This window comes from Streptosporangium sp. NPDC050284 (assembly GCF_044459525.1).
GTDB lineage: Bacteria > Actinomycetota > Actinomycetes > Streptosporangiales > Streptosporangiaceae > Streptosporangium.
Window position 1 is genome coordinate 38,717 of record NZ_JBITIZ010000023.1, and the last position, 26,384, is coordinate 65,100.

Annotated in this window: 20 protein-coding genes and 1 pseudogene; 10 read left to right on the top strand and 11 right to left on the bottom strand. The window is 68.8% G+C overall.

Annotation, left to right across the window (positions count from 1 at the left end; translation table 11 throughout):
• Positions 1–241: 241 nt before the first annotated feature.
• Positions 242–1,471, bottom strand: a complete 1,230-nt coding sequence (locus ACIBH4_RS35555) for an aminotransferase class V-fold PLP-dependent enzyme (protein ID WP_362768029.1) — start codon at positions 1,469–1,471, stop codon at positions 242–244.
• Positions 1,472–1,882: 411 nt separating this feature from the next.
• On the opposite strand from ACIBH4_RS35555, the gene ACIBH4_RS35560 reads away from it, so the two are divergent.
• The 3 genes and pseudogenes from ACIBH4_RS35560 (at position 1,883) to ACIBH4_RS35570 (ending at position 6,481) form a co-directional block, all read left to right on the top strand.
• Entirely contained in the window at positions 1,883–3,136 is a 1,254-nt protein-coding gene (locus tag ACIBH4_RS35560) for a hypothetical protein (RefSeq protein ID WP_362768026.1), read from the top strand.
• Between the two features lie 150 nt (positions 3,137–3,286).
• Positions 3,287–5,380 carry a cellulose binding domain-containing protein gene (locus ACIBH4_RS35565; protein ID WP_362768023.1) on the top strand — a complete coding sequence of 698 codons (2,094 nt, stop codon included), beginning with the start codon at positions 3,287–3,289 and terminating at the stop codon, positions 5,378–5,380.
• Positions 5,381–5,528: 148 nt separating this feature from the next.
• Positions 5,529–6,481: pseudogene (locus ACIBH4_RS35570) on the top strand (replication initiator).
• On the opposite strand, the gene ACIBH4_RS35575 reads toward ACIBH4_RS35570, so the two are convergent.
• Together ACIBH4_RS35575 and ACIBH4_RS35580 are read right to left on the bottom strand one after the other, a co-directional pair.
• Complete coding sequence (locus ACIBH4_RS35575) at positions 6,421–6,930, bottom strand: hypothetical protein (RefSeq protein ID WP_362768020.1); 510 nt, start codon at positions 6,928–6,930, stop codon at positions 6,421–6,423. The pseudogene ACIBH4_RS35570 and the gene ACIBH4_RS35575 sit on opposite strands and share 61 nt — an antisense overlap.
• A 416-nt stretch (positions 6,931–7,346) precedes the next feature.
• Complete coding sequence (locus tag ACIBH4_RS35580; RefSeq protein WP_362768017.1) at positions 7,347–8,300, bottom strand: bacteriocin fulvocin C-related protein; 954 nt, start codon at positions 8,298–8,300, stop codon at positions 7,347–7,349.
• A 789-nt stretch (positions 8,301–9,089) separates the two neighbouring features.
• On the opposite strand from ACIBH4_RS35580, the gene ACIBH4_RS35585 reads away from it, so the two are divergent.
• Positions 9,090–12,872 (top strand): hypothetical protein, encoded by a 3,783-nt coding sequence (locus ACIBH4_RS35585; RefSeq protein WP_362506145.1) that lies wholly within the window; start codon positions 9,090–9,092, stop codon positions 12,870–12,872.
• A gap of 292 nt (positions 12,873–13,164) precedes the next feature.
• Positions 13,165–13,545 carry a hypothetical protein gene (locus ACIBH4_RS35590; protein WP_362768015.1) on the top strand — a complete coding sequence of 127 codons (381 nt, stop codon included), beginning with the start codon at positions 13,165–13,167 and terminating at the stop codon, positions 13,543–13,545.
• Between the two features lie 20 nt (positions 13,546–13,565).
• Here the strand turns inward: ACIBH4_RS35590 and ACIBH4_RS35595 are convergent, their stop codons facing one another.
• Positions 13,566–14,144, bottom strand: a complete 579-nt coding sequence (locus tag ACIBH4_RS35595) for a hypothetical protein (RefSeq protein ID WP_362506139.1) — start codon at positions 14,142–14,144, stop codon at positions 13,566–13,568.
• A 150-nt stretch (positions 14,145–14,294) separates the two neighbouring features.
• Between ACIBH4_RS35595 and ACIBH4_RS35600 the strand changes: the two genes are divergently transcribed.
• Positions 14,295–15,251: an acyltransferase domain-containing protein gene (locus ACIBH4_RS35600; protein WP_362506136.1), complete on the top strand. Its 957-nt coding sequence runs from the start codon at positions 14,295–14,297 to the stop codon at positions 15,249–15,251.
• Positions 15,252–15,626: 375 nt separating this feature from the next.
• Positions 15,627–15,827 carry an ArsR family transcriptional regulator gene (locus ACIBH4_RS35605; RefSeq protein ID WP_362506135.1) on the top strand — a complete coding sequence of 67 codons (201 nt, stop codon included), beginning with the start codon at positions 15,627–15,629 and terminating at the stop codon, positions 15,825–15,827.
• Here ACIBH4_RS35605 and ACIBH4_RS35610 read toward each other — a convergent pair.
• The 3 genes from ACIBH4_RS35610 to ACIBH4_RS35620 are packed head-to-tail and all read right to left on the bottom strand — an operon-like array spanning position 15,817 to position 18,450.
• Positions 15,817–16,962: an FAD-dependent monooxygenase gene (locus ACIBH4_RS35610; RefSeq protein ID WP_362506132.1), complete on the bottom strand. Its 1,146-nt coding sequence runs from the start codon at positions 16,960–16,962 to the stop codon at positions 15,817–15,819. The two genes, ACIBH4_RS35605 and ACIBH4_RS35610, sit on opposite strands and share 11 nt — an antisense overlap.
• A gap of 16 nt (positions 16,963–16,978) precedes the next feature.
• Positions 16,979–17,983, bottom strand: coding sequence for a reductase (locus ACIBH4_RS35615; RefSeq protein ID WP_362506129.1), 1,005 nt, complete (start codon positions 17,981–17,983; stop codon positions 16,979–16,981).
• Positions 17,980–18,450 (bottom strand): CocE/NonD family hydrolase, encoded by a 471-nt coding sequence (locus tag ACIBH4_RS35620; RefSeq protein ID WP_362506126.1) that lies wholly within the window; start codon positions 18,448–18,450, stop codon positions 17,980–17,982. Before ACIBH4_RS35620 ends, ACIBH4_RS35615 begins: the two co-directional genes overlap by 4 nt.
• Before the next feature lie 170 nt (positions 18,451–18,620).
• On the opposite strand from ACIBH4_RS35620, the gene ACIBH4_RS35625 reads away from it, so the two are divergent.
• From ACIBH4_RS35625 to ACIBH4_RS35635, 3 genes are all read left to right on the top strand, one after another.
• Positions 18,621–19,079, top strand: a complete 459-nt coding sequence (locus tag ACIBH4_RS35625) for a helix-turn-helix domain-containing protein (protein ID WP_362506123.1) — start codon at positions 18,621–18,623, stop codon at positions 19,077–19,079.
• A gap of 460 nt (positions 19,080–19,539) precedes the next feature.
• A complete protein-coding gene (locus ACIBH4_RS35630; protein WP_362506120.1) occupies positions 19,540–20,445 on the top strand; it encodes an ABC transporter ATP-binding protein in 906 nt (301 codons plus the stop codon).
• A gap of 5 nt (positions 20,446–20,450) precedes the next feature.
• The gene (locus ACIBH4_RS35635; RefSeq protein ID WP_362506117.1) at positions 20,451–22,040 is read left to right on the top strand and encodes an ABC transporter permease; all 1,590 of its coding nucleotides are present in this window, start codon (positions 20,451–20,453) and stop codon (positions 22,038–22,040) included.
• Between the two features lie 309 nt (positions 22,041–22,349).
• On the opposite strand, the gene ACIBH4_RS35640 is transcribed toward ACIBH4_RS35635, so the two are convergent.
• The 4 genes from ACIBH4_RS35640 to ACIBH4_RS35655 form a co-directional block, all read right to left on the bottom strand.
• Complete coding sequence (locus ACIBH4_RS35640; protein WP_362506114.1) at positions 22,350–23,510, bottom strand: FAD-dependent monooxygenase; 1,161 nt, start codon at positions 23,508–23,510, stop codon at positions 22,350–22,352.
• Positions 23,507–23,974, bottom strand: a complete 468-nt coding sequence (locus ACIBH4_RS35645) for a transcriptional regulator (protein WP_362506111.1) — start codon at positions 23,972–23,974, stop codon at positions 23,507–23,509. Before ACIBH4_RS35645 ends, ACIBH4_RS35640 begins: the two co-directional genes overlap by 4 nt.
• Before the next feature lie 449 nt (positions 23,975–24,423).
• Positions 24,424–25,641, bottom strand: coding sequence for a glycosyltransferase (locus tag ACIBH4_RS35650; protein WP_362506108.1), 1,218 nt, complete (start codon positions 25,639–25,641; stop codon positions 24,424–24,426).
• Positions 25,638–26,090, bottom strand: a complete 453-nt coding sequence (locus ACIBH4_RS35655; RefSeq protein ID WP_362506105.1) for a MarR family transcriptional regulator — start codon at positions 26,088–26,090, stop codon at positions 25,638–25,640. Before ACIBH4_RS35655 ends, ACIBH4_RS35650 begins: the two co-directional genes overlap by 4 nt.
• Positions 26,091–26,384 lie beyond the last annotated feature (294 nt).

The following is a 26,384-nucleotide window of genomic DNA, read 5'->3' on the forward strand; positions in this document are numbered from 1 at the left end:
TCCACGACGTCACATCTGCCATTCCAGCCCGCATTCAAGGTAGATCCTTTTCCGTGACGACACGATCACCCTTGGTGACCTCTTTCGAACTCGTCCGGGAAGCGCGGACCGGGAAAGGCGGGGGACGGCGAAACCGCCCGGCGTCCGCCGGGCCGGAGACGGCGCGGGACGCCGACGGGCACCCCTGCCGCTCAGGCGCGCATCCGCCGCTCCCGCTCAGGCGCGCATCCGTCGCTCCCGCTCAGGCGCGCATCCGTCGCGCGATGTCCCGTACCGCCGTCGCCAGCAGGTCGACGTCGTCGCGGGTGGTGAAGAGCGCCGGCGTCACCCGCACGCAGTCCCCCCTCGCCGGCCCACCGCGGTGCACCGTGAAGATCCGGTACCGCTTCATCAGGTCGGTGGCGATCGCGACGTTCTCGGCCTGCGACGTACGGCCGGTGATCCGGAACGCGGTGATCGTGCCGTACATGGCGGGCTCCTCGGGGGTGAGGATCTCCAGGTTGCCGATGTCGAGCACCTGACCCACCCAGCGGTCGCGCAGGAAGCGCAGCCTCGCCTGCTTGGCGGCGGCGCCGAGGGCGTCGTGGAAGTCCAGGGCGGTGCCGGCCGTCAGGAAGGGCGCGACGTCCAGGGTGCCGGAGTGCACCCGTGAGCGGATGTCCCCCCGTGGGAAGGTCTCGTCGCGGAACGCGACGTCGATGTCGGCCAGGCGGCCGTCGCGGATGTAGAGGAAGCCCGCACCCAGCGGCATGCCCATCCACTTGTGCAGGGAGAACCCGGCGAAGTCGGCGCCCAGGTCGTCCATGGTGAAGTCCAGGTGCCCCCAGGAGTGCGCGGCGTCGACGATCACGTCGATGCCCCGCTCGCGAGCCATCGCCACGATCTCCCGCACGGGGACCACCAGCCCGGTGCGGTTGTTCATGTGGCTGAGCAGCAGCAACCTGAGCTTCGGGTGCTCAAGGAACGCCCTGGCGTAGGCGTCCAGCACCGCCTGCCGGGTCGCCGGCTCGGGGATGACGAGCTTCTCCACCCGGACGCCTCGCCGGTCGCTCAGCCAGTTCATGGCGTACTGCATGCTGTGGTAGTCCAGGTCGGCGTACATCACCGAGTCACCGGGACGCAGCCGCCGGTAGCCGGCGATCAGCAGTTGCAGGGCCTCGGTGCCGCCCCGGGTGAGGGCGATCTCCTTCATGGAGACGCCGAGCATGGTCGCGATACGCCGCCTGACCTGGTCCGCCAGGTCCTTGTAGGTGGTGCGCAGCAGGTAGGAGTTCAGCTCGTTGAGGTGGTCGGTGTTGCGATGGTAGGCGCGGCGCACCGGCTCGGGCATGATCCCGTAGTAGCCGTTCTCCAGGTTGACGAAGTCCGGGGTGACTCGATACTGCCGCGCCACCCGGCTCCAGAAGCCCTCGTCCTCGGCGAGCCGCTCAGGGGCCGTGCCGACGGGAGCGGCGACACCGGCGGACGGCATAGCCGGTGAAGGCCGAACGTCCCGACCGGCGGGCGACGGTGGGGGCGGTGAAGGCGGGAGGGCCAACGCCCCGAGCCCGGCGACCATCTCACGCCTGGACAAGCTCATAGAAACCACTCCACCCCGGTCGGTCAGAGCCCGCGGCGGCCCCGGCCTGTTCCAACGCATCACTCCCAGTGTGCGCGGGGCCGGCTTCGCGACCGGGCATCCGTACAGCTCAGGCGTGGCGTGGCAGCGGCGACAGACCACACCCCCACCCCAAGCAAGCAAGCGCGTGCTTGACGATCAGGGCGATACGCGATCTCTTAGATGAGGCGGCGCGTCTCCTGACAATCTTGACGTCATTCGGGTGGCGTGTTGTGATCCGGATATACGTTATTCCATACTTACTTAGTAGGAAATGAGGCGGTAGTGAGGGTTCTCCGGCGTGCGGCCGCGATGGTGGCGCTCTTGGTGGGCGCGGTCGGCATCCAGGTCGTCCAGGGCGGAGCCGCCCAGGCGGCCCTGCCCACCGCGGCCGTCGCGCTCGGCGACAGCTTCATCAGCGGGGAGGGCGCGGGAGCCTACCAGCCCGTCGTCGACGCCTCGGGGACGCCGCAGTCCTTCCCCGGCTGGTCGGCTCCCAACAGCAACGCCTACTTCTGCCACCGGTCGGCGAACGCCTCGCTGTTCAAGGCCTCACTCCCCGGCATCCAGGACCGCTTCAACCTCGCGTGCTCCGGCGGCCAGCCCGCCGACATCGCCAACCCCTCCGGCGCCCGCGCCAAGGGCCGCTCCGTCGCCTCCCAGCTCGACCAGCTGCGCGCCGTCGCGCAGACCCACGACATCGACGTCGTCCTCATCGGACTCGGCTCCAACAACACCCAGTTCACCTTCGGCGACGTGGCCACGCTGTGCGCCAACCGCTTCATCGCCGACGCCTGGACGGGCTGGTGGGAGTTCTGGGCCTACCTGGGCGGCGACGTGCCGCAGGAGCCCTGCACCGTCTCGGACCTCGCCTCCGACGCCGAGGTCGCCGCGGCCACCACCGAGACCGCCGCCGCCCTGCGCCAGATCCTCGACACCCTCGCCCAGATCGACGCCGACGGCGCCCACAGCGTGATCCTGCAGACCTACACCAACCCGCTGCCGCTCGACGTCGCCCCGCAGTACCGGGACGAGGACAACCGCACCGACACCCGCGACAAGTTCCGCGCCCTCGGCGCCGAACGGTACGCCGCGGGCTGCCCGATCCACCGCGCGAGCCTCGCTCCCGGGCACGTGTTCTCCCAGAACCTCGGCTCCCTGGTCAAGAACGCCTACACCACGCTGGCGGCCGAGCGTCCGACGGCCGACCTGCGCGTGCTGGACGTCCAGAAGGCCTTCGACGGTGCCCGGCTCTGCGAGAACCCCGGCAGCCCGACGGGTGCGCTCGCCACCCCGATCCGGGTGCAGGACGGGCCGTCCGGCACGTTCGTCACCAGCCTGTCGGGGTGGGACAAGATCGGTGTCCAGCGGGTCGCGAACACCTGCGTCAGCTACTTCCAGACCTGCCAGGAGGGCTGGCACCCCAACGCCGCGGGCCACACCGTCCTCGGACAGTGCCTCAGCGGTGCCCTCACCGCCGCGTCCCGCACGGTCATCACGTGCGCCCGCAACGCGAACGGCACGCTCACCATCTCCTGACCTCCCGGCACCACGCGGCGACGCGGCGACGCGGCGACTGAAAGTTTCACCGCGGGTTGACGGATATGGGGCGACCCCTGACGATCATGTTGCCTCCGGGTCAGGGAGGGGGCGTCGAGTGAACGCCACTATCCGTTGCGAGGTACACCGATGCCGAGAACATCAAGAACGCCGGGGACGCCGGGGACACTGGGGACACTGGGGACACCTAAGAAGCTGTTACGGGCCGCGTCGGCTCTCCTGCTGACGCTGTCCGTCCTGCATGTCCCCACGGCGCGCGCCGATGAGGTCGCCCCGGTCGCGGTGACCGTCAACGCCCGCGCCGCGCTCGCCACCGCCCCCGAGACCGGTATCGGCACCAACCATGCGATCTGGGACGCCAACCTGGGCACCGACACGACCGCCGACCTGCTCAAGGACGCGGGTATGAAGCTGCTGCGCTACCCCGGCGGCTCGTACTCCGACATCTACCACTGGGCCGACCACACCGCCCCCGGCGGCTACGTGGCTCCCAACACCGAGTTCGACACCTTCATGCGCGGTGCGCGTCGCACCGGGGCGCAGCCGATGGTCACCGCCAACTACGGCACCGGTACGGCGGAGGAGGCGGCGGCCTGGGTGCGGTACGCCAACGTCACCAAGGGCTACGGCGTCAAGTACTGGGAGATCGGCAACGAGAACTACGGCAACGGCCACTACGGCGCCACGTGGGAGGCGGACGACCACGCCGACAAGAGCCCCGCCGAGTACGCGCGCCACGTCGTGGCCTACTCCGACGCGATGAAGGCCGTCGACCCGACCATCAAGATCGGCGCGGTGCTGACCACACCGGCGAACTGGCCCGACGGGCTGGTCGCCGAGGGTGACGCAGGGACCTGGAACGACGTCGTCCTCTCGGCCGCGGCATCGAAGATCGACTTCGTGATCCTGCACTGGTACCCCGGCGCCCTCGACAAGGTCGGGCACGTTCCCGACATGATCGATCTCACCCGCCGGCAGATCGCGCGGTACGCCGGGGCCGGCGCCGAGCGGATCGGCATCGCGATGACCGAGTTCAACACCGGGTCGAACGAACGCGGCACGACGACCCAGCCCGGTGCGCTGGCCGCCGCCGACGCCTACGCGACACTGCTCGCCAACGGGGTGTTCACGGTCGACTGGTGGAACGTCCACAACGGCATCGGCAGCGTCACACAGGTCGAGGGGCACACCGACTACGGCGACTTCGGTCTGCTGTCGAACGCGACGTGCACCTCCGACGGCAGCGTCTGCGAACCCTCGCTCAACACACCTTTCGCGCCGTACTACGCGCTCCAGATGGTGAGCAGGTTCGCCCGCCCCGGAGACCGGTTCATCAGGGCCGCGACCGACCAGGCGAAGGTCACCGCACACGCCGCGCGCCGCCCCAACGGTGATCTGGCCGTCCTGCTGATCAACACTTCGTCCGACACGTCCTATCCCGTCGCGATCGACTACTCCGGTTTCAGCCCGGCGTCCGGGGCCCCCACCGTACTGACCCACACCAACGGCGCCACGAGCATCACCTCCTCGACCACAGGCAGCGCGACCGGTCAGACGCTGCCCCCCCTCTCGCTGACCACGATCGTCCTGCGGCCCGCCGACGCCCAGACCGGCCTGCCGGGCACGCCGGGGCAGCCGACGGTCTCGGAGGTGACCGACAGGGCCGCCACGATCTCCTGGCCCACCGCCTCCGCCGGCGCGCGTCCGATCGTGAAGTACGAGGTTCACCGCCAGAACGGAGCCGTCGGCGAGCAGTTCGGCGAGACCGGCGGCACCTCGTTCACCGTGAACAACCTCAAACCGGGGACGCGCTACACGGTCAACGTGATCGCACGGGACAGCGGCGGTGGCGTCTCCGCGCCCTCCGCGCCGCTGACGTTCACGACCGGCACACCCGCCTCCAGTTCGTGCTCGGTGCGTCTGACCAAGCAGACCGACTGGGCCAGCGGCTACGTCGGCGCCATCGACATCACCAACCACGGCGCGCCGGTCAGCAGCTGGACCCTGAGCTTCAGCTGGCCCAGGACCTGGCAGAGCCTGGGCAGCGGCTGGGGCGCCGTCTGGACGCAGGACGGGCAGGACGTGCAGGTCGTCAACGAGTCCGGCAACGGCTCACTGCCCACCGGCGCGTCGGCCACGATCGGCTTCGTCGGCAACTACAGCGGCCCGAACACACTGCCCGCCGTCTTCACCCTCAACGGAACCGTCTGCACGACCCGGTAGCGGCGAAACCGTCCGCGCCCCCGCGGCACGCGGTCCACATGTCAGATCCCCGGCCCACGGTGGGCCGGGGATCCGGCACGCGTCAGGCGCCGGATCTGAGGCAGGTCTGGCGGGCGATGTCCCACCGGTGGATCGTGTGGTCGTAGACGTGGGCGGCCATCCCCGCGTGTTCGCCACCTTCACCGCTCCGTCCTTCGGCGCGGTTCACGCTCACCGCACGGGCAAGGACGGCGAGTCCCTGCCCTGCCGTCCCCGGCGCGACTCCCCCACCTGCCCCCATGGTCGATACGAGGGCTGCGGCAGGCGTCACGACCGCGATGACCCGTAAGTGGGGCAACCGCTCTGCGTGGACTGTTACGAGTACCAGGGCGCGGTCTTGTGGAACTCTCATGCGGGAGAGCTGTGGCGCCGCTTCACCCAGGCACTCCCCGCTGTCCTGGCTCGACTGCTCGGCGTGCCTCGTGCTCACCCCCGTAAGACGTTGCGGCTGTCGTATGCCAAGGTCGCCGAGTACCAAGCGCGCGGCCTGATCCATGTCAACGCGGTGATCCACCTCGACGGCCCGGACGTCCCGGCTCCCCTCCCCCGGACTGGGCGACCGTTCCGCTGCTGGATGCCGCGATCCGGCAGGCCACCGCACAGGTCGTGGTGCCTGCCTCCAAGCAGTCGCCGGACGTTCCTCCCCCGGTCCTGCTGCCCTGGGGTGAGCAACTCGACGTACGACCGGTCTACCTCTCCACCGACCTGGACGGCGTGAGTGATCAGCGGGTGGCCTCCTACGTGGCCAAGTACGCGACCAAGGGAGCGGAATCCGCGGGGACGGTGAACCGACGTATCCGTGACGCCGGGGAGATCGCCCGGCTGGACGTGACCGAACACGCCCGGCGCATGATCTTGACCTGCTGCGCCCTGAACCGCCTGCCTCAATACCGGCTGCTCCCGCTGCGGCATTGGTGGCACATGCTGGGGTGCCGGGGCCGCTTCTCCACCAAGAGCCGCTACTACTCCACCACTTCGGCCTTCGTCGCGGTATGCCCGCGTCAGGAGCCTGAGTCGTCCTTGAGGTCGGGCCGGTCGCGCCAGCGCAGCCAGGCCGCGTAAGCGAGTCCCAGGCCGAGGAATGCCGCCAGCAATACTCCTTCACCGAGAACGTGCAAGAAGTAGACCGGCGGATTCACATCGATGACCCACCAGGCGTCGATCGCGGAGTAGAGGAGCTGGGCTACTCCGATGACGGCCACCCATCGCACGCGGGAGGTGGCCGCAGCGGTGACGTAGGCGGCCGCGATCGGCCAGATCCAGCCCGGGGGGGACCAGGAGACCAGGTGATAGACGAAGATCGCGACGACCGACAGCAGCAGCACGGTCATCGGCCACCGACGCCGTAGGAGCAGGAGCGCACCGAGGGCCAGGGCGGCGGGGATCACGGCCGGCCAGGGCGAACGCACCCCCGTGGCCAGGGCGATGGCGACGAAGACCACCACGGTGAGCGCGGCGACCCCGAGATCGACGATCCTGGCGAAGTGACGGACGACAGCCGGTGCACGCACCGGCGATGATTCGACCACGTGAGCCCCTTTCTAAGCGATGCGATATTGTGGAGCGGTTTGATGAGTCCTCGACGTTCACCCGACGGGTGATCGCCTCATCACACCGGGTCGCGATCGAGGCACGATCGAACCGAGTCTTTCACGCGCCACGCGCGTTTTGGCAGGGAGCGCCAAAAGCGCTACGCGGATACCCCGATGCGAAATGAGACGCGGGCAACGGGCAACGCCAGGGGTTGGGTGACGGAAAAGGTCGGCCACCCCGTGATGTAAAGACGGAAGAGGGTCAACGAGTTCGGCCCGTGAGCCACGGCGGTGTGGTCACCGGCGATATCCATGGCGGGACGCGGCCTTGAAATCGAGCGCGACTGCCGCCTCAGCGCCCGCATGAATATCGTGGCATGCCTCGCCGATCTCGGCTAATAACAAATCAGTCCCTGGCTTGTCTGCATGCAACACATGCCGTTGCAGATGTACCACCACAGAGCTCCGCAACCATTCTCCTGATAGCAGCCGAGAGCTCCTTGATAGCACCTGTTGCCCCCAAGACACAGAGGGCTGCTGATCGAACACTCACACGCACTCGCCGCGGCAGTGTGAGCATGGGCCGGTCGATCCGATGACGTGGAGGCCGACCGAGGACCGAGATTGGCGAACAGGGCGGCGGCGTCACTCTCACCGAAGGCGGCGACCGCCCTCTCTAGCAGCGAGGCGAGGCTGTGATGCGTTTCCTCGGTATTCGGGGCCGCGAAGGTCTTGCTGTCGCCGGCCAGTTCCATGAAAGCGTCGAACACCGCGTTCTGCTCCGCACTCATCTTCGGCAGAGAGCCGCGGTGTTCCTGCAGGTGATCGCCCCAGAGACGGCTGCGCGCCTGAGGGGGAAGCGCGTTGAAGATGGCTCGGCGATGCTCCAGATCGTGGACGCCGAAAGCCTGGTAGGTCTGCGGAAGGTTCGCCCTGTTGGCCTGCACCCACTTTTCCGCGGGCGACGGGTCGGCCGCGGCGGCCTGGGCGAGCGACGTTCTCCCTGCGATCGCGGACACAGCGACACCGAGGCCGGCCAACCGCAGGAAGTGGCGACGGCCCGCGCCCGCATCGGCGGACGAGGCGGCGTGCCGCTCCTCCGCCCTCCGGTTCTCGCCAAGGGTGGCCAGCAGGCCGTACGTCCCGCAGACTCCCAGGCGCGCGGCGAGCCGAATCGCCATGGCCGCGCCCGTCCACGCGCGCACGCCGTCATGCCCGACCCTGATGATGGTCGGCATGTACGGTGCGTCATCACCGAGTGCCTGCTTCCGCCACGCGACGACCTCTGGATGCATGAGCGGAACGATCTCAAGACGATGCTCGGCGAATTTCTTCACCTTGTCGGCCAACCCTCGACATTGGCCACAGGAAGCATCGAAAGCGAGAATCCATTTAGGGCTGGAATCTGGCTGCATGATGTGTTCTCCCTTTATTCGCATCTGTGTGACGAGAGGGAACCTATGGGCCGTTCCGATGCCCGTCAATCGGCCATCCTGTTTAGGACAATCTCGTAGATCGGTGGCGGTAGCCGCGACCCTTCGTCAAAGATGACATGGGAAAATTCATTTCGCACACGGAGCGTTGTGGACCGATCAGCGTATCGTCACGAGAGGAGGGGCCGGAAAGTTCGCGGGGAGAATAGGCCCCGCGAGAGCTTGCCAGCCCCCTAACAATCACCTTGTCAAATCGACGACGTTACCGTCGGCGACGGAATGTCGATCGAATCAACGGGCGCACCGTCATCGCCAACAACAATCCGATAATGTCGACGAACACGCACCGTCCGCGACCATGACTTTCTTATTCGCGTCACGGCCATGGCGGTCGCGACCGGCGATGTCGATTCCCTGACGTTTCGAAAGTCCAGTGTCCGATTCGGTCGCCACTTTCATACCGCCCAGAAACGCCTCGGTATGACTTTTCTGCATCCTCGGCACCGGGCCATCGATCCGACAGGCTGCCGTGCATTCATGATGGCGCTATCAATACTTTCCTATCGACGCGGCGGATTCGGCGGCCGTCCAAGCATGCAAGCGCTTTTGCAAGATCCATCACGTGGACGATCAATGATTCGCGGTTCCCTTCTGATGGTTGGAGAGTTTTTGCGCATTACCAGAAGCCGCTCCCGGGTATGGGTCATGACCTTGGCGATCACCGGTCTCCTCGCGGGTCCTTTGCAGCTGTCCGCACTATCCGAAACAGCTGCGGAGTCGTCGCCGACCCCCATTCCATCGGCCGCGTCCCCACAGCCGAAACCCCCCGAAGACCAGCCCAAGCCATATCAGCCGGTCGAGCGACCGGAAAGCGAGCTACACAAGAAACTCGCGGCGCAGAAACCCGACTTCGGCGACGAGGATCCGCTGTCACGGGCGTGGAATCGCGGCGAGATCGGCATCGACGAGTACGTGCGCCATTCGGTCGAGCGTCTGGCCGGCCCGGACAACGTGCCGGCGAAGTATCGTTCCAAGGAGGGCGTGCCGCACGAGGCGGGTCTGGCACTTCACTACGCACTGTCCCTGGCCGATCGGCAGGCCTCGCCGGAGACCAAGTCCTGGCTGGCCGAGGTGTTCAAACAACCCGATCCGGCCCCGGCCCGATCCGCGCCCACCCTTCCTTCCACTTCGGCGGCCGCGCCATGGACGGAATGCGGCGCGGGCCATACCTTCCTGGACAACACTTTCTACTGTCGACACACCGTGACCACCACGACCCGTTTCGACGTCTACTACAACATCGACGGCATCGGCGGCCCCGACGGCGTTCAGGCCATGGATACCAACACCAACGGCGTCCCCGACGCGGTGGAAACCATGACCACCAACCTCACCAAGGCCTGGGAACAGTACCGCGCCTGGGGGTACGAGTTGACCGGACAGAGCGTGGTCACCTACGTCGGATTCGATTTCTTCGGCTTCAACCCCAACCATCCGGGCGTCACCATCCCGACCGGAGGCCCGTCATCCAACGGTCCAGTCATCTTGTTGCCCCCTGACCCCGGTGATCCCAGCTCCGGCTCCTCGACGCGGCGAGATTGGAAATACACCTATCTCCCGTACCACGAGATGTTCCACGCAGTGCAATACCATCATCTGTCCAACCTGGAACTGGGCGCCAATCTGACCTCGATCAACTGGTGGATGGAGGCAACCGCCGAGTGGGCCACTCACGAGCTGTACAAGAAGCTCAACCCCTCCGGGCCGGGCAATGGCGCCTACGCCTCGTCGCTACCACTGTTCCTGGGCGAGCCGACCGAGGCTCTGAACACGGCGCAGGAGGTATGGAGCACCTCACCCAAGCGGCAGTACGGAGCGTTCATCCTGGCGAACTACCTGACCGAACGGACCACTTTCGACTTCGTCCGACAAACGTGGCAGGCGATGAGCGGCAAACTTCCGCTTGAGGCCATCGAACAGGTGCTGAACGGCTACGGCCGCAACCTGAAAACGGAACTGCAGGGCTTCGCCGTGGCCAATTATCGCCTAACCAACAAGACCACGAACTTGAGCGGATTTCTGGGCGCGGCCGACGGCTACGCCGACCCGGACACTTCCACCACCTGGCGCAATTTTCTCCCAGGAAGCTTAGCCGAGAGGCCCAAACGGTCAGCCGAGAGGTCCTTGAGCTGGGGCGGGTCGACCAACGGCCTGGTGCTCATCTATCCGGGTGGTACGTCATATGTGGAACTGACGCCGCCCACGAGCGGATCGGGTCGGGTCACGGTTCGGGTCAACGTCCAGGACAACATTCCGTACGGGGATGTTCGGCCGTTGCTGGTCGTCTGGCCGAAAAGTTCGGGAGTGCCGACGATGTCACCGTCGCGCTGGGTCCGGACCGATGCCGGTGGATCGGCGTCGCTGTCCATCTCCTCCACGGAGATCGCCACTCTGATCATGCCACGGGTTGACACCTATGCCGCCAGCGGCGCCGCGCAGAGCGGAACCGCCGCGCAGCAGGTTACGTGGTCGGCCTCAATGGCCACCGAGACAGGCGTGCAGGTCAATTCCACCCTGACCAACATGTTCAAGAACTACGGGGACAGCGCCGGATGCGCGGACTGGAGCGGAGGCGATGCCACCCAGTCCGTGCGGTTGCCGTCGGGCAAGCGGGCCTGGTTCTTCTCCGACACCTTCCTCAACCACCCCAGCAAGCGGCCGGGGGGATTCGAGACCAGCTTCCTGCGTAACTCGATCGTCATCCAGAACGGCTCCGCTCTGCGCACGATCACCGGGGGGAACACGTGTAAGGAAACCGATCAGTCAGTCGACTTCTGGTCCCGCTACGCTCACACCCCGGTCGGAAACGGCTCGCAGTACTGGACCGGCGACGCCAAGGTCAACGGCGACAGAGTCGTGAAGTTCTATTACAGAGGCTTGGGTGGCGTGGACACCCGTGGCGCGTACGTGATCTTCCCGAACAGCGAGCTGGACAACAACACCGTCATAAAGAAAACCCCGACCGCGCTGGCCGACTGCTTCGTCTCCGCCCCCGATCCGATCATCTGGGGGACGGCCTTGGTGGAGCAGGGCGGTTACACCTATATCTATGGCCACGAATCCAAAACGGCACTGGGCAAGCGAATCTTCCTCGCACGTGTCCCGACCACGTTGGACCTGACCGATCAATCCCTCTGGCGTTATTTCACCGGAACCGACAGCTCGGGAAATCCCCAGTGGGGTACCTCGTGTTCCGCCTCTCGGCCTCTGGGGGTGCTGGCAGAGGCGGGATTCAGCGTCATCGACCTCAACAACCGGTTCTGGTTGGTTCACCATGCCGATCCGCATGTCACTCCGGGGCAGATCGTCGCCAATCCATCCACGACCCCGTGGGGATTCACCAACAACCGGATCAAGCTGTACGACCCCCCGGAGCGCCATGTCAGCCCCAACTTCTCTATGGTGTACGAGGCACGCGTCCATGAGGGTCTGTCGTCGGATCCGAGCAAGATCGTCATCTCGTACAACGTCAACACCAACGCGGTGAACATCGGCTGCCGGCCGTTGACGGACTATAACGCCGACACCTACCGGCCCAAGTTCATCGACGTTCCTGTCACCGCCTTCTTCTCCCCGACCTCCTTCAAAGCCGCAGCATCGGCGACCGCCGAACCCGGACCGGCGCCTGCCGACTCCACCGGGGGCCGCGGTATCCACCCGCCCGCCTTCACCGACACCGGGCGTCCGCCCAACGCCCCCGCTCCGCCCCCGGATGGCAAGATTCCACGAACCAGCACGCAGGAGGCCGCCAAGACCCTGGCCGCCGCGGCGGCGGGCCCGGACAATTCCTGGTACGACAACACCGTCGAGCCGCAGAAGAGCAACGCCGGCTGTCCGCGGATCCAGGACCTGCAGGGCAGCGGCTTGACCGCTGCCGTCCAGCCATTGGCCAACGCCAAACTGAACTGGGACGATGTCGGCATGGGCGTCTGGTACTGGATCTATCAGCGCGACGCCACCGCAGGCCAGAGCTGGAAAAAGTTCGATATCTGGACGACGAAACCCAACGCCGATCTGGCACCGCTCGATGGCGCCACCAACCATGGACACCAATTTGAATGGTACGTCGTTCCATACGCCAGCGGCAGTCATCCCGAACTGGCCGCCGCCAAGTCGAACACCACCAGCGGTGTGATCAAACTGGCCAAGCCGGCTGCTCCGACCGGCGTCACCGCCACCCCAGCGGGCCCCTACAAGCTCAACGTGGCTTGGAACGGGGTCACCTTCCCCAGCAGTGCCGTGTACTACTACATCTATTACTGGACCGGGTCCCAAACTCCCGTAAGGCTCGGTCCGTGGGGAGCCGACCAGCGCAGCGCTCCCATGTACCCCCTGCCGGGAGGACAGTACTACTGCTTCCAGGTCGCCGCGGAAAACCTCAGCGGTGAGGGAAACAAATCCAACCCGACCTGTGCCACCGTCCAATAGAAATCGTGGTCATACACTCTGACCAGAAAAAACCGTGACACCGGGAGGCCGTCGTGAACGCGCGAGATGCGCCGGCGAGCATGGCGGCCTCCCGTTCTCGTTTCCCTCTCGATGTGCCCGTCACGCCCTTCACCCACATCAAGGGCGGCAGTCCGGCGTTGGGAGCAGGGCCTTCCGGGCGGCGAACCTGCCCCGCCCACCGGGACGACGACCGTCTGATTCCCGGCACCGGCTGCTCGCTGACTCCTCGACCCCATGACCAGCAGACGAAGCCGACCCGCTATCGTGCCTGATGGCGAAGTCCCTCAAGGAGGCCGCCATGGGCATCCGGAATTCAACGTCGTTCACGACGGCTACTCTGACCGGTTTTCGTCTCATAGGACTGACGACGGTCACCGCGCTCCTCCTCAGCGCCTGCAGTACGCCTCGTGATGAAGAACAATTCATCATCATTAACGCCACACAAGAAACCGTCACGGTGAAGGGAAAGCTCAACAAGGGGTCCTTCGCCGTCCTCGCTCCGGGAGAGGACGTCGGCATCAGTCTGCCGGACTCCATGTGCCATCAGCCTGAGGCGACCGACGTTCTCGTGGCGACCAGCACGAAGACAGGAAAGTCTTATACATACGGTCCGCCGATCTGTTACGGCACAAGATGGAAAATCGGAGGCTGACCAGAGATCTTCAGATGGGGTCAGCCGGCGTTCGGGCGAGCCAGATGGTGATCCCCGCAAACGTCGAGGTGAGAACCCTCGACGTGACGCCGGTCGCCGGCACTCTTTTGAGAGTGCCGGCGAGCAGGACTTTCCGCCGGGCCTGTCAGGCCGGCTCGTGAAAGGCACGGAGCCGGGCCCCTGTCTTTGGTGAAGTAGTGGACCTCGGCCGGGAGGGTGTCGATGAGGGTCACGCCGGTGGCGGCGGCGCTGCCGGAGTTGGCCACCGCCAGGTCGATCGTCATGGCCTCACGGCGGGTCCGCGACGCGCTCCTGGTCAGGGTGAGCCTGGGGGCGTGCACGGTGGTCGTGGCCCTCGCGGTGTTGTTCGCCGTGCTCACCTCGGGGTCGCCGCCGGCGTCCTTCGCGGTCACCGCCACCGTGTTGGTCAGGACGATCTCGTCGGCGACGTCGTACGGAACGCGGTGATCGAAGGTCTCGGTCGCCGACCTGGCCGCGTCGAGGTACGGGGGCGTCCTGGTCACCGTGGTGCCGTCGGGCAGGGGGTCGGTCAGCGCGATCGAGATGGCGGCGCCCGTGCCGACGTTGTCCGCCCTCACCGGTAGGCGAGCGTGTCGCCGGGCAGGGCGGCGGCCCGGTCGACGGTTTTTGAAACGGCCAGTTCGGAGAGCTGCTCGTCGGAGGCAGAACAAACCACCTCATGCGGAGCAATCCGCCGCCCCGTGGCATCGGCGGGTAGGATCATCCGCGTGGATCTGGACGCCATCGCCGCCCCGCTCGGGGTGCCCGTCGAGGACGTCGACCGCGTGCACCGGCTCGCCGGCGACGGGCCATCGGCTCCTCTGCCCGCCAAGGCCGACGCGCCCGCGATCCTCGATCGGCTCGCGGTGCGGCCGGACGACGCCGCCGAGATCATGGAGGGCTGGCCCGACCCCGGCTCCCCACTGTGGACTCCGGAGCTGCGCTGGCTGCTCGACCGCTCGATCGCCCTGGTCCGCGCCGATCTCGGCGGCCACGGCTGGTTGTCGCCCGGCCCGGAGCTGCCGCGCGAACGCGGCCCCGCCTGGCGGCATCTCTACGCGTACGCGTACCTCGCCCTGGTCGACGTCACCACGGGATACCACCGCGACCACGGCGTCGCCGACGCCGTGTCATGGGCGAGCCTCGCCGACCTGGGCCGCAACCTCGCGGTCGACCGGCGGATGCGCGGCGAGGGCTGGCCCGTCATGCAGAGCTGGCTCACCCTGCACGCGCGCGGCAGCATCTACGAGCTGGGCCGGTTGCAGTATCACCGCGGCGGCGCCACCCTCGACCTGCACATCCCCGAGTCGGGGCCGATGACCCCCGAGGCGGTCGCGGCGTCGCTCGACGAGGCCCGCGCGTTCTTCCCACGCCACTTTCCCGACGAGCCCTACACGGAGTTCGCCTGCGGTTCGTGGCTGCTCGACCCGCAACTGCTGGAATACCTGCCGGAGGACTCCAACATCGTCCGGTTCCAGCGGAGGTTCGAGCTGGAGCCGTACGAGGAGCCGGAAGGGCTGGACGCCGACGTGGAGGTGCGGCGGTTCGTGTTCCGCGACCTGTCCACACCGCTCGATCGGCTGCCGCGCCGCACCGCGCTCCAGTGCGCGGTCGTCGACCACCTGAAGGCCGGCCGCCACTGGTACTGGCGCCGCGGCCGCTTCCCGATCCAGCCACACCCCTGACACCTGTTTCACCAGGTGCCTCCAGGCGCTACCGGCGAATCCAGCCGCCCTCCCACTCGACCAGTGGCGACGGCTCGCCCACCTCACGCGGCGATCGGCCGGTTCCGCCGCCGTCCCGATCATCCGAGGGGCACATTCCCAGCAACCCATTGTCTGGGGTCACCGAACTTGAGAGTGAGGTACCGCTCCCACCTGCGCACTATCAATTGGCAGCGATCACGACGGGTGCGTTCAGCATACTGCCGTCGGCGAGGTGCACGGCGAAGCCACCTCCGCGCCGGGCGCCGCGGTGAGCATCGGCGTGGGCGTCGGCTTCGACGGCTATGACGCGGGCGCCGGTGCGGATCTCGGCGCCCCCGCGGCTTCCTCGAAGCGATGGCCAGCGACACCCGTCAGCAGATCCTCATGCTGTTCGCAGGCGGGATCGAGCTGACGGTGGGCGAGGTCACCGAGCGGATGGCGCCGGCACGGTCAGCCGCCTCCACCCATCTGGCGACGCTGCGCGACGGTGGGGTGCTGAGCGCCCGGCGGCCTGGCTGCCCGCTCAGCCAGGCCGCCGGGCGGCTCAGCCTTTGATGAAGCGGCGGGTGATGTAGCGGCGCACCGGCGGGAGCGTGGTCAGGCGTAGTGGCAGCTGGGTCAGCCACAGCAGCAGCGGGCTGGTGGGGGCGTAGACGCCTTTGACGCGGCGGCCGAGTTTCTGCTTGCGTTCGGCTTCGGGTCGGATGGCGGCCTCCCATGCGGCCAGCGCGGCGGGCACGTCGCCGGGGTGGGCGGCCAGTTCGGTGCCGAGGCGGTCGGCGCCGCCGACGGCCAGCGCGGAGCCGTATCCGGCGAACAGGGTGACGCACCAGGCGGCGTCGCCCAACAGGACCACCCGGCCTTTACTCCAGGACGGTGCGACGACCTGGCTGATGGTGTCGAAGTAGACCGAATCGGCCCGTTTGAGTCCGGCCAGGGCTTCGGGGATGACCCAGCCGAGGTCGCCGTAGACGCGTTGCAGTTCGGTGGCAGCGTCTTCGCCGGGGCGGGCGTGGCTGGTGCGGTAGCCGAAGAAGGCGACGTTGCGGCCGTCGGGGACGCTGATGAAGGCGGCGGTGCGGCCGCGCGAGGACAGGGTGCCGGTGGCTCCGGTGGCGATGGTGGCGGGGCGTTTGTCGAGCATGTAGACGGCGACCTTGTGTTCCAGGTCGAGCAGGAAGTCCTCTTCCGGGCCGAACAGCAGGGCGCGGGTGGCCGAGTGCAGGCCGTCGGCGCCGATCAGCAGATCACCCTTCTCGATACTGCCGTCGGTCAAGGTGACGCGGACGGCGCGGCTGTCCTGGTCGACGGCGGTCAGGGCGGTGCCGAAGCGGATTTCGGCGTGGCCCTCGACCTTCTCGTACAAGACGGCTTCCAGGTCGCCGCGCAGGATGGTGATCGAGCGGGGGCCAGTGGTGGCGACGATGGTGGCACGGTCGAGGGCGAAGCGGCGTTCGCCGTTCGGCTTGTGGTAGACGAGTTCGCCGGTGATGAAGCCCTTGTTGAGCAGGTCGGGCAGGATGCCCATGCGTTCGGCGGCGTCGTAGCCGATGCCGCCGAAGGTGACCGCGTAGCCGCCGCCGCGCCGCGTCGGGACGCGTTCGACGATGAGGGTGTCCCAGCCGATCTGGTGCAGGCGCAGGGCGGTGGCCAGGCCGGCGATGCCGGCTCCGATGATGATGGCGCGCATGAAGGTCGTGTCTTCCTTAACGTGAGAGGTGGTTGAGCAGCCGCTGCTCGGCGGCGGCGTTGAGCCAGGTGTCGGGGGAGGGCGCGTCGGCGCGGGGGGCCGGGTCGCCTTCGGCCTGCAGCCAGGCCCAGGTGTCGGCGAGGGTGTCGCGCAGCGGGCGGGTGGTGAGGCCTTCGGCCAGGGCGGCGCTGACGTCGGCGTCGTGCATGCCGCTCGGCGCGCTGCCGTCGGGCATGCGGAGCCCGAGTTCCATGCCGAGCGGCAGCCCATACCGGCCGAGCAGTTCCGGCGGCGCCCACACCAGTTCGGTGTCGAAGCCGGTGACCTGCAGCGCCGTGGTGAGCAGGTCGCCGACGGTGATCGCGCCGGGCGGGCCGGTCGTGGTGAAGGCGCCCGCCAGGCCGCGTTCGGCGGCCTGAAGCATCCAGGCGGCCAGATCCCGGACGTCGAGGTACTGCAGCGGCGTCTGAGCGGGAGCGGGAGCCAGGACGCGCCCGCCTTTCTCCAGGCGGCGCAGCCACCACGGGATGCGGCCGACGTCCTCGTACGGGCCGAGGATCATCCCGGCTCTGGCCAGCAGCGCCGCCTCGGGGAAGGATTCCAGGACGGCGAGTTCGCCGCCGCGCTTGGCGGCGGCGTAGTCGGCATCGTCGGTGCCGGCGGGGTCGCCGTCGACCAGGAGTGCGTGCTCGTCGGCGTGCGCGGGCCAGGGCCAGCGGTGCACGCCGCGGCTGGAGACGTAGCCGTAATGCCCTGTCCGGCCGGCCAGCAGGCGGGCGGTGTCGCGCGCCACCCGCGGCGCCCAGGCCCAGGTGTCGATGACCGCGTCCCACTCCTCGTGGCCCAGCGCCAGCCGTACGGCCTCGGGGTCGGTACGGTCGGCCAGCAGCGCCCGCACACCGGGTGCTGGGTCGCGGCTGAGGCCGCGATTGAGGGTGCTCACCTCGTCGCCGCGCTGCAGTGCGGTCTCCACGACGGCGCGGCCGACGTGATGGGTACCGCCGAGAACAAGCAGTTTCATGATGCTCCTGGAATGAGGGGCAGCCAGAGGGCTGAGGGGTGCCGGCGGTCGTGGAAGATCTCGTGGTCGGACACGCGCAGGTCCCGCCCGATCGCGAGGGGTTGCCCGGTGCCGAGATTGCGGCCGAAGCGTGGGTGGGCGCGCAGCCAGCTCAGCGTGCCGTCGTCGTCGGCCGGGTCGATGACGAAGCCGTCGAAGCGGCCACCGGATCCGGCCGTGCCGCGCAGGCTCTGGTACAGCACCTGGTAGCCGCGCTCGGCCAGCAGGGCCGGGAGCCGGTCCAGGGCGCTGCCACGGCCGTACGGGCTGCGCAGCAGCACCAGCGGCGGTCGGCGCCGGCCCGTCGGGTAGTAGTGCGTGGCCAGCAGCCGCACGCCATCGGCGGCCGGAATCTCCACGTTGCGCCGCACGCGCACCCGGTGCCGGAGAGCGGGGCGCACCCCGTACAGGCGGCCGAGCAGGGTCATGGCCGGTCACTTTCCTGGTGACGTAGATGAGCTGTCGCATCGCCGACCAGGCTTCCCGGCACACCATCGAACCTCTCGCGAGAGGCCGATACGAGAACTATAGCCACTTTTCAGAAATTTCCGAACAGTCAGTGTGTTCGGTATCCTATTTCTCCCAAGGAGGAGAGCGTGTGAACGACCGGCATGAGCAATGGCAAGCGGCGGAACGGCTGGCCCTGACCCTGACCGAGGGCGGGCTCCAGCGCATGGCCGCGCGCACCCTTGCGTTCTTCCTGTTCACCGACCAGGACAGCGTCACCGCCGGCGAGATCGCCGAGCGGCTGGAGGCCAGCGCGGGCTCGGTCTCCGGTGCGATCAAATCCCTGCTGACGGTCGGCCTGATCGAACGCCTGCCCTCACCCGGTAGCCGCCGCGAGCACTACCGGCTCCGCGATGATGCTTGGGCCATCCTGTTCACCAGTCAGAACACCGTCATCCAGGCCATGCTGCAGGCTGCGGCCGCCGCAATCGCCGCCACCGATGAAGGCGATCTCGCCCATCAGCGCCTGGCGCAGATGCACGCCTTCTACGACTTCCTGCTCGGCGAGTTGCCCGCCCTGCTGGACCGTTGGCACCAGCAGACCGGCTGACCCCAATCCGGCCGATTCTGCCTGGCCAGGGCCGATGCGCATCATGCCGGAGCCTTATCTGGAACCCGGGTTTGATCCTGCTTCTGACCTGAGGTGATGCAGTGTGGACAGTGTCGTCGACGACGATCATGGAGTTGGCCTGTCGGCAAGGTCCGGCACGTTCGGCGAAAAGGCGCTCCGGCGTGTCGCGAGTTGCGATCCGTCTCAGGATCTCGTCGGCGCGGCGCTCGCCAGGTGCTCGGGTGGATGCGTCGCGGAGTTGCGGGTTGTCGGCTTGCAGCCGGCGGATATGCGTTGTGGAGACCTCCGGGCGGCGTGACAACGGGGGTCGAAACCCAGAGGACGAAAGGTGAGGTCGCCGCCATCTGGTGGACAACCGGCGGCGCTGTTACTGTCGTCATCGGAGCGCCGGGAAGTCTGGTCGGCAATGTCATAGCGGACCGGTTCATGGAGGCGCCCCGTGGCGAACAACCCTGCCTTTGTCGTCAGTGGCCTGACCAAACACTTCGGCAAGGCCCGCGCCCTGAACGGGCTGGACCTCACCGTACAGACCGGCGAGGTCCACGGCTTCCTCGGCCCGAACGGCTCGGGCAAGACCACCACCCTGCGCATCCTGCTCGGCCTGCTACGCGCCGACGCCGGCCACGCCGAACTGCTCGGCGGCCACCCGTGGCACGACGCCGTCGAGTTGCACCGGCGGCTGGCCTACGTGCCCGGCGACGTCGTGCTGTGGCCCACTCTGTCGGGCGGCGAGGCCATCGACCTGCTCGGCCGGCTGCGCGGAGGCCTCGACCGGCGGCGCAAGGCGGCGCTGCTGGAACGCTTCGACCTCGACCCTGCCAAGAAGGGCCGCGCCTACTCGAAAGGCAACCGCCAGAAGGTGGCCCTGATCGCCGCGCTGGCCTCCGAAGTCGAGCTGCTGCTGCTGGATGAGCCGACCTCCGGTCTGGATCCGCTGATGGAGGCCACCTTCCGCGAGGTCGTCGGCGAGGAACGCGCCCGCGGCCGGACGGTGCTGCTGTCGAGCCACAGCCTGTCGGAGGTCGAGGCGCTCTGCGACCAGGTCACCATCATCCGCGACGGGCGGACGGTGGAGACCGGCACCCTGGCCGGGCTGCGCCACCTCACCCGTGCCACCATCGACGCCGAACTCGACCATGTCCCCGACGGCCTGAACGATCTGGCGGGCGTGCACGGCCTGGCCGTCAGCGGCTCCCCGGTCCGGTTCCAGGTCCGCTTCCAGGTCGACGGCGAACATCTCCAGGCGGTGCTGCGCCTGCTCACCGACGCCGGCGTGCGCGCACTGACCTGCCGGCCGGCCACCCTGGAGGAGCTCTTCCTGCGCCACTACCGGGCCGCAGCATGAATGGCATGACCGGCACGCTGACGCTGGTGTGGCTGGCGCTGCGCCGGGACCGCGTCCTGGTGCCCGTCTGGATCGTCGTGATCGCCGGCCTCGTCACCGTCAGCGCCTCGGCCATCGCCGAGTTGTATCCGCAGGCCGGCCAGCGCATCGCGCTGGGCGTCACCATCGGCGCGGCCCCCGCCCTGCAGGCGCTCACCGGACCGGTCTTCGACGCCACCTCGATCGGCGGGCTGACCGCGTGGCGGGCCACCACCATCGCCGCGGTGCTGGCCGCCTTGATGAGCATCCTCGTGGTGACCCGGCACACCCGCGCCGAGGAGGAGACCGGCCGCGCCGAGCTGGTCGGCTCCTGCGCGGTGGGCCGCCAGGCGGTCCCGGGCGCGGCGGTGCTCGTGGCCACCGCCGCGAACGTGCTCATCGCCCTGCTCATCACGGTGGGCCTGGCCGGCCAAGGGCTGCCCGTCGCAGGTGCGCTGGCCTTCGGCGCGGCGGTGGGCGGGACAGGCTGGGTGTTCACCGGCGTCGCAATCGTCGCCGCCCAGCTCACCACGCATGCGCGCACCGCCAATGCCCTGGCCTGCGCGGTGCTCGGGGTGGCGTTCCTGCTGCGGGCGCTCGGTGACGCCGCGAAGGTGGAAGCGCTTGCCTGGTCGTCCCCGCTGGGGTGGGCGCAGCGGGTGCGGGCCTTCGCCGGCGAGCGCTGGTGGGTGGTCGCGCTGCTCGCCGTCACCGCCCTGGCGCTGATGGCCGCGGCGGCGCTGCTGGCCAGGCGGCGCGATCTCGGCGCCGGACTTCTGCCGTCGCGCCCGGGCCTGCCGGAGGCCCGCCCGTATCTCGCCGGCCCCTTGGCATTGGCGTGGCGGTTGCAGCGCGGTGGCCTGCTCGGCTGGGCGATCGGCTTCGCGGTCGCGGGCATGCTGTTCGGCGCCCTGGCCCACAGCATGGGTGACATCGTCGGCGACAACCCGCAACTGGCCGCCCTCCTGGCGCAGCTCGGCGGCACCGACGCGCTGACCGACGCGTTCCTGACCGCCGAGCTGAGCGTGCTGGGCCTGGTCGCCGGCGGTTACGCGGTCCAGGCGACGCTGCGGCTGCGCGATGAGGAGTCGGCGCTGCGGGCTGGACCGGTCCTGGCCGCGGCCGTGACCCGCCGCCGATGGAGCCTCAGCCACCTGGGCGTCGCCCTGGGCGGCAGTGCCCTGATCCTGTCGGTGGGAGGGTTGGCGGCCGGGCTCGCGCACGGCCTGCGGATCGGCGAACCGGCCGCTCAGGCCGCGCGCATGCTGGGTGCGGCGCTGGTGCAGGCGCCCGCTGCCTGGACCCTGGCCGCGATCGCGATGCTGTTGTTCGGGCTGCTGCCCCGGCTGACCGCGCTGGCGTGGGCGGCCTTGCTGGCCTTCGCCCTGCTCGCCCAGCTCGGCGAACTGCTTCAGCTGGACGACTGGGTCATGAACCTGTCTCCCTTCGCCCACGTCCCGCAGACGCTGAGCCAGCCCGTGGACGCCGGTCCGCTGTTGGGTCTCGGCGTGGTCACCGCTGCGCTCCTGGTCGCCGGGATCACCGCCTTCCAGCGACGTGACCTGCAGGAGGGCTGACGGTTCGCTCTGTCTTTGGGCTGCTGCCAGCTCCTGGGGTGATCATCACCGGCTGCGTCACCTGCTTGACGCAGCCGGTGACGGCCTCGATCTCGCGCCCACGGTAGCGACGCATCCACGCGTTCGGCAGCTTCGGCAAGACCTCGGGCACCTGACACGCCTGCCTGCCCGCGCTCGCACCGTCTCCGGGCGGAAGGTGCCCGGCGATGTCAGCGGCTAACCAGTCACCTGTTGCTGCGACCCGCCGGTCCCTGACAAGCGCGATGCTGGTGACTGTCTGCGCCCTGGCGCCCCGGTAGCGGGCGTGGCTCAGTGCTGCGTGGCCGAGGACGGCAGGTGCGGCGGCCTCCAGCGCCAGGTGGCGTTGCCCTCAGCGGCGATGCCTCGGCGCCAGAGCGAGGCGGGCGTCAGCCGGATCATGGTCGTCAGGCCCCGGTGCAGGGCGGGGGAGGTGGTGCGGCGCCCGTCGGCGCGGGCGCCCCGCGCGGTGGCCTGAGTGTGCGGGCGGCGTTCAGTGTCGTAGCTGCGCAGCGCGGCCGCGACCGTCGGTTCACCGGTCAGGGCCGCGGCGAGCACGACCGCGTCCTCCAGGGACTGGCCGGCGCCTTGGCCGCGGTCGGGGCTCATGGCGTGCGCGGCGTCGCCGAGCAACGCCACCCGGTCGCGGACGTAGGCCGGCAACGGGTCCAGGTCGCAGATGTCGATGTGGATCACCGCATCGTCCGGGGTCGCTGCGATCAACGCCGGAATCGGCTGATGCCAGGTGGTGACCCGGCGGGCGACCTCGGTCTTTTCCTCGGCGTAGCGGATCTCAGGGTGTTCGGCGGCAGTGACGTAGGCCCAGTAGGCGCGGCCTCGGCTGATCGGGTGGATGAGGAAGTAACCGCCGGAGCCCATGGTGATGCTGCCGGGCAGTCCGTCGGCGGCGGCGTTGGCGATGCCCAGCCAGGCGGTACGCCCCAGAAAACGCGGTGCCGGCGCCTCCGGCCACAACAGCCGGCGCACCGTACTGCGGATGCCGTCCGCGCCGATCAGTAGATCGGCACTGGCCTCCCCGCCGCTCCAGGTCACCGTCACCTGCCGCTCGGTTTGCCGGATGCCGGTGACCTCCGTGCCGGTGCGCACCCAGCCCGCGGGCACCGCCTCCAGCAGCACGCGATGAAGGTCGGCACGGTGGAAGGCGGTCAATGGCGTCGGGTCGCCGGGACGGGCCTGCTGCAGGTAGCGGCCGTCCGGCAGGCGCAGGTTGGCGGCGGAGTAGGTGGGCACCCCGGCCGATCGGGCCTGCTCGCCCACACCGAGCGCATCCAGCGCGCGCATCGCGTTCGGCGCCTGGGACATGCCCGCGCCGATCTCACGCACCTCGGCGGCCCGCTCCAGGACGACGGCCCGCCAGCCGATTCGATGCAGCGCGACGGCGGCGGCCAGGCCACCGATGCCGCCGCCCACCACGATGGCCTGTCTGGTCACGACTTCTCCTGCTCGGTTCCGGTGTTCAGGGATGGGGCGTTGTCGAAGATCTTGGCCATCCAAGCGAAGGCGGCGTGCGCCTGGCGGACTCGCGCGGCCCGCTCGTCGTCCGGACCGGCCAGTTCCACGCCGTCACGGGTGATTTCCAGGAAAGAGGTGATCGAGGCGATCTGCCGCTGCACCACGACCGCCCAGGCGTCCTCGGCCATCCGGTAGTAAACGGTCCGATCCCCCGGCCGTGTCCGCCAGGTCAAAAAGCCCATGCTCGTCAGCAGCCGTAGGTTGGACGTCAGCGACGCGCGACTGGCACCGATCGCCTCGCTGATCTGCCCGGCCGACTGCTCGGGCGGATCGCAGATCATCAGCCAGCCCAGCACCCGCCCGGCGATCGGCGGCACGCCGTCACGCGCCAGGTACATGGCGACGCGCTCCACCCACTCCAGCAACGACTCTTCGTCACTCAAGTCATCCCACCTCTCCACACTTCAGTTATTTCAGTATGAACTAAAATAAATGTATGCGGCAAGGAGTCCCTGCGGCGGGCTCACCACGAAGCACCTTCCAGCGCAACACCGCCCGAGCATGGGCGGGAGGTGGACCGGCTGAGCATGCCGGTCCACCTCTATGAGCTGCCATGCCTTGGAGGTTGTGTCCAATGATGTGCTCGGCACCGCCAGTGGTGGTGACCCAGGCCGTGGATCGACTGGTCGATGGAGCACCACTTGCCCACGTCCTGTCGAGTCGCCGGGACATCGGCGCCGGCCTCGCGCTGCCGCGGCCCGGTCCCGCCCATGTGCCGAACACCCTGCGCGGGCCGCTCGGGCCGGGGCGTCTGCTCTCGGCTGTCCGGCACCGTCGTCATCGTCTTGGCCTTCGCCTACCGCCTGGACTGCGGGGAATGCCGAGGTGCCCCTCAGCCGTCCGACAGCTTCTCCAGGCGGGCGACGGCGACGGCGACACCGTCTTCGGTCGCCAGATGTCCGGCGAGCGCATGTGCGGCCGGGGCAAGGTCGGCCGCGGCGGTGATGGCGGCGGCAAGCCGCTCGGGCCGGAGCCGGCGCGGCAACGGGGGCGCGGCGACGCCGAGGTGGTGCAGGCGGGCGGCCCAGAACGGCTGATCGCCCAGGAACGGGCGGACGACCTGCGCGACGCCCGCGCGCAGCGCCGCCGCCACCGTGCCGACACCCCCATGGTGGACGGCGACCGCCATGTGCGGCAGCAGCCAGTCGTGCGGCGCCTCCTCGATCACCAGGACGTCGTCCGTGTGCCGGCCCGGCCGTAGCGCACCCCAGCCGGTGGCCAGCACCGCCCGCCGGCCCGACATCCCGATCGCCTCCAGCACCGTGGCGGCCAGCGCTTCGGGATCGCCACCGACCGAGCTGCCGAAGCCGACGTATACCGGTGCTTGCCCGTCCGCCAGGAACCGGGCCAGAGGTTCGGGCGGCGCCCAGGCGGCCTCGGCGGGCATCGTCCAAAAGCCGGTTGGGTGGGCCGCGGCGGGCCAGTCGGCCGGAGCGGGCAGCAGGTGCGGGCTCCACGCGTGCAGCACTTCGCCTTCGCGCACCAGGTCGGACATCGGCCGGAAGGCGCCCGCCAGGCCCAGTTTCTCGCGGCGCCAAGCCCGTACGGTGCCGCGGTAGGGGGCCTCGATGGCCGAGGTGATACGCCAGCTCGCCCGGTTGAGCACGGGCGGCACCCGTACCGGCAGGATCGGCGAGGCGAAGGCGGAGGTCGGCAGGTACAGCGGCAGCAGCAGGCCGGCCAGGGCGGGCACGCCGAGCTTCTCGGCGACGTACGGCCCGCCGAGCGACTTGGGATGGTAGACGACCACGTCGAACTCCCGGCGGGTGGCGAGCGCGGCCTGATCATCCAGCAGGCGGCGCAGCATCGGCGTGACCGAACGGGCGGCGGTGATGGCCGCGCGCACCCCCTGACCCTTGACCGAGTCCTGCAGGCCGAGCATCTCGTCGTCGAGCGGCGCGAACTCCACGCCGCGCGCTGCGGCCAGGGGCGCGAAGCGGCGGGGCGCGGCCAGCAGCGGCCGGTGCCCGGCGGCCAGCAGCCCACACGCCAGAGCCAGGTACGGCTGGACGTCGCCGCGGCTGCCCACAGTGATCAGTAACGGTCTCATCGCCGGTCCTTCAGCTCGTCCCACTCCTGCAGCAGGCGCGGGAAGCGGTCCATCATGAACGCGTACATGTCGCGCATGAGCTCCAGCCGCCGCCGGCGCTCCGGATCGTCGCCCACCGCCTGCAGCCCCTGCTCCGCAAGCGCCCGAAAACCCTCGAACTCGGCCATCTTGGCGCGAAACGCGCGGGCGAAGACGTCCTCGGCCAGCCGGTAGCGGTCGCGCCGCCCGCCTCGCACCCGGAAGCGCTCCACCAGCCCCGCCTGCTCAAGCTGCCGCAGCGCGACACTCATGCTGCTCTTGGCCACGGCCAGCGCCTCGGCCAGTTCCGGCGCGTCGGCGTCGCCGGTCTCGGCGACCAGCAGCCAGCCCATCACCCGCCCAGCCGTGCGGCTCAGGCCGAGCCGCTCATAGAACAGCCCGGCGTCTTCCACGAAAGCATCCACCATCATAAGACGAATATATCGGATTGTTCGGATATATCCGAACAATGTGTACGCGGTTCCTGGCTTGAAAGCGGCGGAGCCGGTCCGCTTGCGCCGATCACCAGGTGCGCCGGCGGCCACGATCGCCATCCGGCGACGGTCTTCCAACTTAATCCACCCGCCTTCCGTTGCCCCTGGCAGGTGAGGCGTCGCCGGCTGTCCACCGCCCGGAGCCGGACCGCAACGAACCGGACGAAAGCGCCCAGATCGTGGCAGACCCTTCACGCGGCTGTCCGCCGGCGGGTGGGTAGAGTGAACGCG

Excerpts from the sequence above, each read along its gene's own strand:
- ACIBH4_RS35555 (WP_362768029.1), bottom strand. The coding sequence starts at position 1,471 with ATGCCGTCCGCCGGTGTCGCCGCTCCCGTCGGCACGGCCCCTGAGCGG.
- ACIBH4_RS35565 (WP_362768023.1), top strand. The coding sequence starts at position 3,287 with ATGCCGAGAACATCAAGAACGCCGGGGACGCCGGGGACACTGGGGACA.
- ACIBH4_RS35585 (WP_362506145.1), top strand. The coding sequence starts at position 9,090 with ATGACCTTGGCGATCACCGGTCTCCTCGCGGGTCCTTTGCAGCTGTCC.
- ACIBH4_RS35590 (WP_362768015.1), top strand. The coding sequence starts at position 13,165 with ATGGCGAAGTCCCTCAAGGAGGCCGCCATGGGCATCCGGAATTCAACG.
- ACIBH4_RS35605 (WP_362506135.1), top strand. The coding sequence starts at position 15,627 with ATGGCCAGCGACACCCGTCAGCAGATCCTCATGCTGTTCGCAGGCGGG.
- ACIBH4_RS35610 (WP_362506132.1), bottom strand. The coding sequence starts at position 16,962 with ATGCGCGCCATCATCATCGGAGCCGGCATCGCCGGCCTGGCCACCGCC.
- ACIBH4_RS35615 (WP_362506129.1), bottom strand. The coding sequence starts at position 17,983 with ATGAAACTGCTTGTTCTCGGCGGTACCCATCACGTCGGCCGCGCCGTC.
- ACIBH4_RS35620 (WP_362506126.1), bottom strand. The coding sequence starts at position 18,450 with ATGACCCTGCTCGGCCGCCTGTACGGGGTGCGCCCCGCTCTCCGGCAC.
- ACIBH4_RS35635 (WP_362506117.1), top strand. The coding sequence starts at position 20,451 with ATGACCGGCACGCTGACGCTGGTGTGGCTGGCGCTGCGCCGGGACCGC.
- ACIBH4_RS35650 (WP_362506108.1), bottom strand. The coding sequence starts at position 25,641 with ATGAGACCGTTACTGATCACTGTGGGCAGCCGCGGCGACGTCCAGCCG.
- ACIBH4_RS35655 (WP_362506105.1), bottom strand. The coding sequence starts at position 26,090 with ATGATGGTGGATGCTTTCGTGGAAGACGCCGGGCTGTTCTATGAGCGG.